This is a genomic window from Pseudomonas sp. NPDC077451 (assembly GCF_044543345.1).
Lineage (GTDB): Bacteria > Pseudomonadota > Gammaproteobacteria > Pseudomonadales > Pseudomonadaceae > Stutzerimonas.
Window position 1 is genome coordinate 317,561 of record NZ_JBITVX010000005.1, and the last position, 11,128, is coordinate 328,688.

The 11,128-nt window shown below is 63.1% G+C and carries 13 protein-coding genes; 7 read left to right on the forward strand and 6 right to left on the reverse strand.

The genetic code is table 11. The annotated features are described in order from the left end of the window. The first annotated feature begins 57 nt into the window (after positions 1-57). The 4 genes from ACIGHL_RS11365 to trxA all read left to right on the forward strand — a co-directional run bounded on the left by ACIGHL_RS11365 (position 58) and on the right by trxA (position 2,680). Positions 58-486 (forward strand): YbaY family lipoprotein, encoded by a 429-nt coding sequence (locus ACIGHL_RS11365; RefSeq protein ID WP_413818147.1) that lies wholly within the window; start codon positions 58-60, stop codon positions 484-486. Next, complete coding sequence (locus tag ACIGHL_RS11370; RefSeq protein WP_128121937.1) at positions 483-1,160, forward strand: class I SAM-dependent methyltransferase; 678 nt, start codon at positions 483-485, stop codon at positions 1,158-1,160. Before ACIGHL_RS11365 ends, ACIGHL_RS11370 begins: the two co-directional genes overlap by 4 nt. A gap of 28 nt (positions 1,161-1,188) precedes the next feature. Then, entirely contained in the window at positions 1,189-1,719 is a 531-nt protein-coding gene (gene thpR, locus ACIGHL_RS11375) for an RNA 2',3'-cyclic phosphodiesterase (RefSeq protein WP_128121938.1), read from the forward strand. 91 nt (positions 1,720-1,810) lie between these two features. After that, positions 1,811-2,680, forward strand: coding sequence for a thioredoxin (gene trxA, locus ACIGHL_RS11380; RefSeq protein WP_045424268.1), 870 nt, complete (start codon positions 1,811-1,813; stop codon positions 2,678-2,680). Positions 2,681-2,810: 130 nt separating this feature from the next. Here the strand turns inward: trxA and ACIGHL_RS11385 are convergent, their stop codons facing one another. Genes ACIGHL_RS11385 through ACIGHL_RS11395 form a run of 3 tightly spaced genes read right to left on the reverse strand, consistent with a single transcriptional unit; the run spans position 2,811 to position 4,916 of the window. After that, positions 2,811-3,404: an HAD family hydrolase gene (locus tag ACIGHL_RS11385; protein WP_046163208.1), complete on the reverse strand. Its 594-nt coding sequence runs from the start codon at positions 3,402-3,404 to the stop codon at positions 2,811-2,813. Beyond that, positions 3,401-4,270 (reverse strand): acyl-CoA thioesterase II, encoded by an 870-nt coding sequence (gene tesB, locus ACIGHL_RS11390; RefSeq protein WP_128121939.1) that lies wholly within the window; start codon positions 4,268-4,270, stop codon positions 3,401-3,403. Before tesB ends, ACIGHL_RS11385 begins: the two co-directional genes overlap by 4 nt. Before the next feature lie 46 nt (positions 4,271-4,316). Next, on the reverse strand, positions 4,317-4,916 hold the full coding sequence (locus ACIGHL_RS11395) for a GNAT family N-acetyltransferase (protein WP_128121940.1): 600 nt from the start codon (positions 4,914-4,916) through the stop codon (positions 4,317-4,319). Positions 4,917-4,993: 77 nt separating this feature from the next. Here ACIGHL_RS11395 and ACIGHL_RS11400 point away from each other — a divergent pair, with 77 nt between their 5' ends. The 3 genes from ACIGHL_RS11400 to ACIGHL_RS11410 all read left to right on the forward strand — a co-directional run bounded on the left by ACIGHL_RS11400 (position 4,994) and on the right by ACIGHL_RS11410 (position 8,433). Continuing rightward, complete coding sequence (locus ACIGHL_RS11400; protein WP_128121941.1) at positions 4,994-5,914, forward strand: histone deacetylase family protein; 921 nt, start codon at positions 4,994-4,996, stop codon at positions 5,912-5,914. 138 nt (positions 5,915-6,052) lie between these two features. Further along, complete coding sequence (locus ACIGHL_RS11405) at positions 6,053-7,051, forward strand: YrzE family protein (RefSeq protein WP_128121942.1); 999 nt, start codon at positions 6,053-6,055, stop codon at positions 7,049-7,051. Between the two features lie 140 nt (positions 7,052-7,191). Beyond that, positions 7,192-8,433 carry a TIGR03862 family flavoprotein gene (locus ACIGHL_RS11410; protein ID WP_128121943.1) on the forward strand — a complete coding sequence of 414 codons (1,242 nt, stop codon included), beginning with the start codon at positions 7,192-7,194 and terminating at the stop codon, positions 8,431-8,433. Positions 8,434-8,448: 15 nt separating this feature from the next. Here ACIGHL_RS11410 and ACIGHL_RS11415 read toward each other — a convergent pair whose 3' ends face one another. The 3 genes from ACIGHL_RS11415 to rhlE1 form a co-directional block, all read right to left on the reverse strand. After that, positions 8,449-8,760 carry an AzlD family protein gene (locus ACIGHL_RS11415; protein ID WP_128121944.1) on the reverse strand — a complete coding sequence of 104 codons (312 nt, stop codon included), beginning with the start codon at positions 8,758-8,760 and terminating at the stop codon, positions 8,449-8,451. Further along, complete coding sequence (locus ACIGHL_RS11420) at positions 8,757-9,467, reverse strand: AzlC family ABC transporter permease (RefSeq protein ID WP_128121945.1); 711 nt, start codon at positions 9,465-9,467, stop codon at positions 8,757-8,759. Before ACIGHL_RS11420 ends, ACIGHL_RS11415 begins: the two co-directional genes overlap by 4 nt. A gap of 177 nt (positions 9,468-9,644) precedes the next feature. Further along, positions 9,645-10,970 (reverse strand): RNA helicase RhlE1, encoded by a 1,326-nt coding sequence (gene rhlE1, locus ACIGHL_RS11425; RefSeq protein WP_128121946.1) that lies wholly within the window; start codon positions 10,968-10,970, stop codon positions 9,645-9,647. Positions 10,971-11,128: the final 158 nt, after the last annotated feature.

Here is an 11,128-nt window from a genome sequence, read left to right on the forward strand (position 1 = left end):
AATCGAGCGGATTGTTGCTATACAGGCGCGCATCAACATCATGTTATGGAGCCGTCCGTGCAGTTACGCCCCTTTGTTCTGCCTGCTTTGCTGCTGGTTCTGGTTGGGTGTTCGAATGAGCAATCCCAGCGTCCTACTGCGGCGGTTACCTTCGAGGAACCACCCCAGGCCACCACCCTGATGCACGAACTGCACGGCAGCTTGATCGGCGTCCCCGCCGACAGCGAAGTCGAGCTGGCGCTGCTGGAGGTCAACCGCCGTGACCAGCCAGACCGACTGCTGAGCAATGTGAAGCTGCAGGGTAGGGGAACCGAGCTGCCCTTCATCCTCAAGTTCAATGCTGAGAAATTCCCCCAGGGTCGAGACGTGGAACTGCGTGGGCGAGTGACCCGGTCGGGGCAGTTGATCATGCGCCTACCAGCCGTGCAGGTGAGCAGCCCGGCCAATCAGTCCTTGGGCCCGCTGCATCTGGTACCAGCGCCTTGACCCCGCCCGCTGCGCTGCAACAAGCCTTGGCTGAGCTGCTCGGCGACGCTTCGCTGAGTATCGAGTCGCTGCCCGGCACCGATATCCGTTTATGGCTGATCGATGCGGCCAATATGGACCGGGCGTTCAGCCCGGAGGAAACCCGGCGGATCCTCGACGAGCCGCCCTATTGGAGCTTCTGCTGGGCCAGCGGCCTGGTCCTGGCGCGCTGGCTGGCCGAGCGGCCGGAATGGGTGCGCGACAAGCGCGTGTTGGATTTCGGCTCGGGCTCGGGTGTCGCCGCCATTGCCGCAGCGAAGGCCGGCGCGGCCGAGGTTGTCGCCTGCGACCTGGATCCGTTGGCCCTTGCCGCGTGCCGCGCCAACGCCGAACTCAACGGCGTGCAGCTCAACTATTCGGAAGACTTTTTCAGCGAGGCTGACCGCTACGACCTGATCATCGTGGCCGACGTGCTCTACGACCGGGCCAACCTGCCCTTGCTGGATCAGTTCCTCAGTCGCGGCCAAGTCGCGCTGGTGGCCGATTCCCGCGTGCGGGATTTCCAGCACCCGCTGTATCAGCGCCTGGACATCCTTGACGCCTGTACCTGGCCCGACCTGGCCGAACCTGCGGAATTTCGACGGGTCAGCCTCTACCACGCCCGTCGCGAAGCCGTGCCCGTCGCGATGTGCTGACAAGCAGCGCCTGCCGTCAGGAGGAAACATGCCGACCGACAAACCATTACGCCTGTTCTTCGCCTTGGCCTGCCCTTCCGACCTCGCTGAGGCCGTCTGCGACTGGCGTGACAGCCAAGAGGTAGGGGGTCGGCCCGTTGCCCAGACCAACCTGCACCTGACACTGGCTTTTCTCGGTAACCAGCCCGCGGCCTCCGTCGAGGGCCTGAATCAGCTTGCGACAAAGGTGCGCGTCGATGCCTTTGCGCTGCGGCTCGATCAGTTGCGGACGATCGGCAAGGATTTCGCCTGCCTGATGCCCAGCCAGAGCCCGTCACCGCTGAACCAACTGGTCGAGCAGCTGCACGCGGGACTGTCCACCCACGGCGTCATGCTCGACGCGCGGCCGTTTCTGCCGCACGTCACGCTTTCACGCCAGGTTCACGCCTTGCCGGATATCCAGCCACCGGCATTCCATTGGCCGGTGCGCCACTTCGGTCTCTATTGCTCAGAAAACACCTCATCGGGTGTTCATTACAGCGAACTGGCGAGCTGGCCGTTGGCGACCCCCGGTCGCTGATCGGGTATCAGCGCCGCCCTTGCTTCCGAATCGGCTCGCCCCCACTTAACATGCACGCCTCATTTCGCATGCGCCCATTCCGAGAATTCCAATGAGCCAGACTCCTTACATCTTTGACGTCACCAGCGCCAATTTCGAGCAGCTGGTGCTGGAAAACTCCTTTCACAAGCCGGTGCTGGTGGATTTCTGGGCCGAGTGGTGCGCGCCCTGCAAAGCGCTGATGCCGCTGTTGGCGAAGATCACCGAGGAGTATCAGGGCGAGCTCGTGCTGGCCAAGGTCAACTGCGATATCGAGCAGGACGTGGTTGCGCGTTTCGGCGTGCGCAGCCTGCCAACCGTAGTGCTGTTCAAGGATGGCCAGCCGGTCGATGGCTTTGCCGGCGCGCAACCGGAATCTGCGATCCGCGCCATGCTCGAGCCCCACGTGCAGGCGCCCGCTGCGCCGGAAGCGGACTCGCTGGAAACCGCACAAGCGCTGTTCGCCGAGGGACGCATCGGTGAGGCAGAGGAGCTGCTCAAGCAAGCGCTGGCTGAAGACAACGAGAACGCTGTCGCGTTGATCCTCTACGCACGCTGCCTGGCCGAACGTGGCGAGCTCGGCGAAGCCGAACTGGTGCTCGATGCTGTAAAGGGCGACGAACACAAGCAGGCACTGGCTGGCGCCCGCGCGCAGCTGACGTTCCTGCGCCAGGCCAATGACCTGCCCGAGGTTGCCGACCTCAAGAGCCGTTTGGCGCAGAACGCCGAAGATGACGAGGCGGCCTACCAATTGGCCATTCAGCAGCTGGCACGTCAGCAGCACGAAGCGGCACTGGACGGACTGTTGAAGCTCTTCGTACGCAATCGCGGCTACGCCGACGGCCTGCCACACAAGACGTTGTTGCAAGTATTCGATCTGCTCGGCAGTGACCACCCTCTGGTCACCACCTACCGACGCAAGCTGTACCAGGCGCTCTATTGATGTCTGCGAATGGGGCGAGCCCCGGCCTGCACTGACATCCAAGCGGCGGGTCCCGCCTGACGCCACCGTGGATCGGTACAACGTGAGCCACCCTAGCTTTGCATGCCGATCCGAGGGTGATTGATCCCCCTTAGCCCTCGAGTAACTGGCGCAGTGCCATGCAATCACGGGCGTGCAGCTCGGTCAGCTCCGGCCAGGGATTTTCCGGCAGGTTGACCAGCACGCCGCGCGCACCCGCCGCCTTGGCGCATTCCAGATCGAAGCGGTAATCGCCCACCATCACCAGTTCGCTGGGTTCGATGCGCCATTTGTCCGCCAGATGCATTAACCCGCCCGGATCGGGTTTCGGCGGCGCTTCGTCACGGCCGAGGATGTCATCGCTGGCGAAGCAGTCACCCATGCCCACTGCCTGCAGGGTTACCAGCGCCAACTCATGTGCGTTGCGCGTCAACACGCCGAGCCGACAACCACGATCGCGCAACGTATGCAGGAGTTCACGGGCGCCCGGCGCCGGCGTCGCGGCATAGGCCAGTTCGCGTTCGTGCTCGAGCAACCAGGCGCGCTTGCCCGCGGCCTCTTCAGCCGGCAGCGCGGCGAGGTGATGGAGGATGTCGTCGTCTTCAGGAATATCCAGAGCGCGCTTGATCGCCGGGAAGTCGTGCACGGCAAGCGTTAGGGTGCCGTCCATGTCGAACACCCAGTGCCGCGCATCGGCCAGGCTCACTTCCAGTCCTCACGCACGCGAATCAGACCTTCCTGCGCTACCGAGGCAACCAGCTGCCCGGCGCGGTTGAAGATACTGCCGCGTGCGAAACCACGCGCGTTACCGGCCCAGGGGCTGTCCATGGAATACAGCAACCACTCGTCGGCGCGCACTTCGCGATGGAACCAGATGGCATGGTCCAGGCTCGCCAGCTGAATGAACTTGCTCCAAGAACTGACGCCGTGTGGCTGCAGTGCGGTACCTATGAAGCTGAAGTCCGAGGCGTAGGCGACCAAGTACTTGTGCAGCGCCGGGTTGTCCGGCAGCGAGCCATCGGCACGGAACCAGATATGCCGGACCGGCTCGATCGGCTGCGGGTTGATCGGATCCTGCAGCGTGACCGGGCGGATCTCGATGGGTTTCGGACGGCGCAGCTTTTCTGCCACACGCGCCGGCACCAGCGGCGTCAGTTTGTGCAACAGTTCCCACTCGCTGAGCAGGTCCTCGGGACCGACCACGTCGGGCATCGGCAACTGATGCTCGAACCCGGTCTCGTCGGCCTGGAACGACGCGCTGCAGGTAAAGATGGTCTGCCCTTTCTGGATCGCGCTGACCCGGCGCGTGGTGAAACTGCCACCGTCGCGCACGCGGTCGACGTCATAGACCACCGGCTGGTGGGAATCACCAGGCCGCAGGAAGTAGCCGTGCATCGAATGGACGTGACGCTCCGGCGCCACCGTCTGGCTGGCCGCGGACAGCGCCTGACCGACCACCTGGCCACCGAACAGCTGGGGAAAGCCCAGGTCCTGGCTGGCACCGCGGAAGAGGTTTTCTTCAATTCGCTCCAGCGACAGCAGGTTGACCAGCGTGTCTAGGGTGTCGCTCATGGTGTAGTTCCTTTATGTATGCGAGGCACGAGGCTGGCGCGCAATGTTACGGATTCCGCCGAAGCGGCTCCACTGGTAGCGCTTGTCGGCGAAGCGCTACCCAATCATCCCGCGTGATTCGATACAGCGAATGAGGGCGCAGCGGATGCCCTTCGGGAATCATCGGATGGTCAAAGTCATCCGCTGGTTCATGCCGCATGCCCAACGCCTGCATCACCCCCAGCGATGGCTCGTTGATCGCCGCGGTGTAGGCCACCACCTCCGGAAGCTGAAGCCGTTCGAAGCCGCACGCCAGCGATGCTTCTGCCGCCTCGCGCGCGAAGCCTTGCCCCCAATGTTCATGGGCGAGCCGCCAGCCGATTTCCACCGCTGGGCAGAACGGCAGCTGCAAACGGCTCCAGGCCAGCCCGGCCATACCGATGAATCGCCCATCGCTTTTGAGCTCCAGCGCCCAGAACCCGAAGCCGAACCGCGCGAAATGGATCCGGCTGCGCGCCATCACCGCCGCGCATTCGTCGCGCGACAGCAACTCGGGGAAATAGCGCATCACCAGCGGGTCGCTGCACAGCTCGACCAGGGCATCGAGATCGCCATCACGCCAGGCACGCAGACGCAGGCGCGGTGTTTCCAGTTCAATACGTTCCATCGGTTCGTCCATGCTGTTCCCTTGAAGATTTCGGTAACGGCTGCATACTCGCGGTTGACCTCAATGGGGCCGATTCGATGTCCTTGCCGTTGGTATTTCACGACGATTACAGCCCCGCTCTGCCGCCGGGACACCGCTTTCCCATGGAGAAGTTCCGCCTGCTGCGCGACCATCTCGTTGATTGCGGTTTGACCACGGATGCGGCGCTGTTGCGTCCCGAACTCTGCCCGCCCGATATGCTGGCGCTCGCACATGACCGACACTACGTCGAGCGCTACTGCAGCGGCGACATGAGCCGCGACGAACTGCGCCGCCTGGGCCTGCCCTGGAGCCCGCAACTGGCGCAGCGCACCGTACGCGCAGTTGGCGGCTCGCTGCTGGCCGCAGATCTTGCTTTGCAGCACGGGCTGGCCTGTCACCTCGCGGGTGGCACCCATCATGCCCATCACGATCATGCCTCCGGCTTCTGCATATTCAACGACCTGGCCATCATCGCCCTTTCGCTGCTGGAGAGCGGCCGTGTCGGTCGTGTGCTGATCTTCGATTGCGATGTGCATCAGGGTGACGGCACAGCACGGATCCTCGAGCAGGTACCGGACGCGGTCACTGTGTCACTGCATTGCGAAAAGAATTTCCCGACGCGCAAGGCCCGCAGCGATTGGGACATCGCTTTGGCGCCGGGCCTTGGCGATGCGGAGTACCTGAAAGTCGTCGACGATACGCTCAGCTACCTGCTGCCACTGTATCAGCCGGATCTGGTCATCTATGACGCCGGTGTCGATGTGCACCGTGATGACGCGCTGGGGCTGCTTGAGCTCAGCGACGACGGCCTGGCCATGCGCGACAGCGCGGTGATCGAACACTGTCTGGGGCGAGACATTCCGGTGGTTGGCGTGATCGGTGGCGGCTACGACAAGGACCGCGCACTGCTCGCACGGCGCCATGCGCAGCTGCACATCAGCGCCGCGAACGCCTGGCAGCGACACGGCCTGGGCTGACACCACTGGTCACACCAACGCTCGCAGCGCGGAACTTCAAACGGCAGCGAAACCCTCACTTCTATGTGTGAATGAACCGTCCCGGCACGTCTGGATCGCTGTTCAAGCACTGGCAAACATAACAATGAGGATGCACCAATGCTCGAAACTGACCGCGACACCACTGCCTATCGCAACCCTCTTACCCGCTACCTGCCCCACGCGTCATGGAGTGCCGTGTTCGCCGGCATTGCATTGGCACTGGCTGTTTCGCTGCTGCTGCACTTGCTTGGGACCGCCATCGGCGCTTCCACGATCGACCCCGCAACTGAACACAACCCCGTTGCGGGCCTCGGCATGGGCGCGATTATCTGGATGGTGCTTGCCGGTGTCATATCGCTGGCCATAGGCGGCTACATCGCGGGCCGTATGGCGCCCCGTCACGGCATGCTGCACGGCTTGCTGGTTTGGGCTGTCACGACTCTGATCACGGTGTATCTGATTGCCAGCCTGGTCGGTTCGGCTGTCTCGGGCACAGCCAGCGTGGCGGGTTCGACTTTGCAAGCGGTTGGCTCCAGTGTTGCGTCCATGGCGCCCGCCATCGGCGGTGAGATCAAGCAGCAGGTCAAGCAGGCTGACATCAATCTCGATCTGAGCAATATCGAGGCTGAACTCAAGAAGGCACTGCGCCAGACCGGCAAGCCGCAACTGGCCCCGCAGAACCTTGAGCAAGACGTCCAACAGGTTCAGCAGCAGGCTCAGAATCGCGTAGAGCAAGCGCAGCAGAATCCTCAGCAGGCTGATGAGCAGATATCGCAACTAATCGACCGCATTCAGCAGAAAGGTGAAGAAGCCCTGAATGCCGCCGACCGTGAAGCGATGGTCAATCTGATACAGGAGCGCGGCAACATGAGCCAGCAGGAAGCCGAGCAAATGGTCAGCCAGATCGAGCAGCAGTATCAGGAAGCCTATGTGAAGTTCAAAGAGCTGCAGGCCCAGGCGGAGCAAAAAGCCCGTGAACTGGCTGAACAAGCCGCCAAACGTGTATCGCAAGCCAGCTGGGCGCTACTGATCATGATGTTGATCACTGGTGCCGTTGCAGGCTTTGCCGGCATGTTCGGCTATCGCCGCCAACCCAAGCAGTCCGACGCGGTTTAACAGCCTGCACCCCGGCGCGCCCTGCGCCGGGGGTTCTCTTCCGCTCATCGTCCTGTCCGCGTATCCCCCGACACCACTCTCGCTGCGACTTCGCAGCGCGAACCGCTAGAATGGCCGCCTTTTAACCACGGCCTTTCGCCATGCCCACCTCACAATCTCGCGTCGCGATCATTGGCGGCGGCCCCGCCGGGCTGATGGCTGCCGAACTGCTGAGCCAGGCGGGCGTTGCCGTCGACCTCTATGACGCCATGCCCTCGGTCGGTCGCAAATTTCTGCTGGCCGGCGTCGGCGGGATGAACATCACCCATTCCGAGGCCTTCGAGCCATTTGTGGCGCGCTATCGCGAGCGTGCCGCTGAACTGCGCCCGCTGCTGGACGCGTTCAACCCCGAGGCCCTGCGCGAATGGATCCATGGGCTGGGCATCGACACCTTCGTTGGCAGTTCCGGGCGAGTGTTTCCCTCGGACATGAAGGCGGCACCGCTGCTACGCGCCTGGCTGCGTCGCCTGCGCGATGCGGGCGTGCGGATCCATACGCGCCATCGCTGGCTGGGTTGGAACACCGACGGCAGCTTGCGTCTGCTTGCGCCGTCGGGTGAGATCAGCGTCGACGCCGACGCAGTGCTATTCGCGTTGGGTGGTGGCAGCTGGGCACGCCTGGGCTCCGACGGTGCCTGGGTCCCTGTGCTGGAACGCCGCGGCATTGCAGTCAACGCGCTGCGGCCTGCCAACTGCGGCTTCGAGGTGGCAGGCTGGAGTTCGCACCTGCAGGAAAAATTCGCGGGCGCGCCGCTGAAAACCGTCAGCCTCGGTCTCGCCGAGTGCGCGCCACGCAAGGGTGAGTTCGTCGTCACCGCCACCGGCATCGAGGGCAGCCTGGTGTATGCGTTGTCCGCCGAGATCCGCCAGGCGATCGAGCAGAACGGTAGCACCACAGTCACGCTGGACCTGCTACCCGATCATTCGCTGGAGAGGATCATTCGCGCCTTGGCCAAACCGCGCGGTTCGCAGTCCATGGCCAAGCACCTCAAGCGTCAACTCGGTCTTGATGGCGTCAAGGCGGGGTTGTTGCGGGAACTCGCGCCCGCTGACGCCTTCGATGACCCGCAGCGTTTAGCGAAGGCGATCAAGGCCCTGCCCATCGAGTTGCTGCGCCCCCGCCCGCTGGACGAAGCCATCAGCAGTGCCGGCGGCGTGCCGTTCGAGGTGCTGGACGACGGATTGATGCTGCGACAGGTGCCGGGCGTGTTCTGCGCGGGAGAAATGCTGGATTGGGAAGCCCCCACCGGGGGCTACCTGCTAACCGCCTGTTTCGCCAGCGGTCGAGCGGCAGCGGTGGGCATTCTGCGCTGGTTGGGGATTGCTAACCCGCCCAGCGCCTGATGGAACGGCGCTCGTTTAAGCCAGATGCCTGAACAGCGCCACGGCGATGATTCCAGCCGCGATGGCCGGCAACGGCTTCTTCAGCAGCAGCATGGTCACCGCCGTGGCGAGAAAAGCCAGCCGGGCACCGTTGTCGCCGTTGACTGCCATGGGTGTCAGCAGTGCCACCAGCACCGAACCGGACATGGCGCTGATGAACTGCTCGGTTCGGCGGCTGATGGGCACGAACGACATGGCGAACACACCACCCCAACGGGTCACCAAGGTGACCACCGCCATGATCAGAATAACGATCAGCGTGCCGGATCCCGCCGTTTCCAGCGTCATCTCGGTTTCTCCATCCACAGCGCGCCCAACAGACCACCGGCAAGCGCCCCGACCACCACATGGCTATTGGCAGGCAAATACCAGTACGCCAACATCGAGGCGCCACCCGCGACGATCCAGATCACACTCATCCGCAGATCCTTCTTGCCGCCGACGACCATCGCCAGGAGGAAACAGCCCATGACCATGTCCAGCCCCCAGCTGACCGGATCGTGGATGGCGCTGCCGAAATAAAGCCCCAGCCAGGTGCCCAACACCCAGAAGGTCCAGAGCGCCAGACCACCGCCGAACAAGATGCCTAACCCCGGCCTGCCGAGACTGAACGCCTGCATGGACATGGCCCAGTTGGCATCCGAAACAACGAACATCACCGCGTAGCGCTTCGCCGGCGGCAAGTGTTGCAGATAGGGGTATAGCGTCGCGCCCATCAGCAGGTGCCGCGCATTGACAGCAAACACGGTGACCACCAGCGGAACGACCGGAACATGCGTGCCCCAGAGTTCCAACGAGGCGAATTGCGAGGCGCCGGCGAAGACCAGCGCGCTCATCATCAGGATCGAATAGTCGTTCAGCCCCGCCTGCGTCGCGGCCAAGCCAAAGGCCAGCCCAAACACCACAACGAATAGCGAGATCGGCGTCAATTGCCTGAACCCGGCCCATACGTCAGCTCGGCTAAGCGAGTGAAGCTCCGCTTGCGCGTGTGCCAAAAGCGATCTCTCCTGTGCTGTCTTGCATGTATGAAAAACGCAAAGCCTCAGGCCTTCTCAATCTGACGCCCGGCTTCACGAGCAATCAGGCAAACCGGCGCTCATCCATTGTTGCGATCTCAATGCGACAAACACGCAACGAGCTGACACGCCCGCACGGCGCGCCACCCGCCTCGGTCAGCGCTTTTTGGTCGGCTTCGTTCCGCCCAGGCTCGGCACCTTGCGGATCGGCTTGGCGTTGGGCTTCTCGCTCTCATCGAACCAGTTGCCCAGATGAACACGGCCTTTGGCAGCCGACTCTTTAGGCTTCTTCGGCTTTTTCGGTTTCTTGATGATCTGCCCGCCCGGCTGGGTGGTCGGCACCCGATGATCCGGGACGAAACCCGGCTCGTCGTGGCGCGGCAGAACTTGCTGAATCAACGTCTCGATGGCAGCGAGCTGATCGACCTCATCGGCGGCGACCAGCGACACGGCCTCGCCCGTTGCGCCCGCCCGGCCTGTCCGGCCGATACGGTGCACATAGTCCTCGGCAACAGTAGGCAGATCGAAATTGACCACCTGCGGCAGATCATGGATATCCAGGCCACGTGCGGCCACATCGGTGGCTACCAGCACCTGCACTTCACCGGCCTTGAAGCGTTCCAACGCACGCAGTCGCGAAGCCTGCGGCTTGTCACCGTGGATCGCGTCGCTGCTGATGCCCTGCGCCTGCAACTCATCCACAAGCTGGTCGACGCCCTTGCGCGTCTTCACGAACACCAGCACCTGCCCCCAGCGCTTTTCTGCCAGCAGATGCAGAAACAACTCGGACTTACGCTTCTTGTCCACCGGCACCAGCCACTGTTTCACGGTTTTCGCCGCAGCATTGCGCGGGCTGACCTCGATGGACAGGGGATCGCGCAGCAGCTCCTGCGCCATCTGCCGAATCGGGTCGGAGAAGGTCGCAGAAAACAGCAAGGTTTGGCGCTTTTTCGGCAGCGCGCTAAACAGCGCATCCAGCTCTTCGGAAAAGCCGAGGTCGAGCATCCGATCGGCCTCGTCCAGCACCAGCGCCTGCACCTGGCTGAACTTCACCGCGTTCTGTCGATACAGATCCAGCAACCGCCCGGGTGTGGCGACCAACACGTCGATGCCCTTGCGCAAGGCCATCATCTGCGGATTGATGCTGACGCCGCCGTAGACCGCATAGGTGCGCAGCGGCAGGTCCTGGCCGTAGCTTCTGAAGCTCTCATGCACCTGCTCGGCCAGCTCACGGGTCGGCACCAGCACCAGTGCGCGGACCGAATTGCTCGCCACTTGCGGCCCTTCGTGCAGCAGCCGCTGCAACAGCGGCAAGGCGAAACCCGCGGTCTTGCCGGTGCCGGTCTGCGCGGCGGCCATCAGGTCCCGGCCCTTGAGCACAGCCGGAATCGCTTTGGCCTGGACCGGCGTCGGCTGGGTGTATTCAAGCGATTCGAGGGTGCGTAGCAGCTGATCGATCAGGCCCAAAGAGGCGAAGGTCATGACGGTAACCGGAAGGACGAAAACAGGCTGCGCAGTTTACTCGAAAGGAAGCTGGAAGCTGAGCGTAGATACCGTCTTCCCCATTAGCGCGCAAGGGCCAGTTGAGGGTCGAAACGCTGGCCCGATTTAAGTACCCCATAGGCGATGTGCAGCAGCTT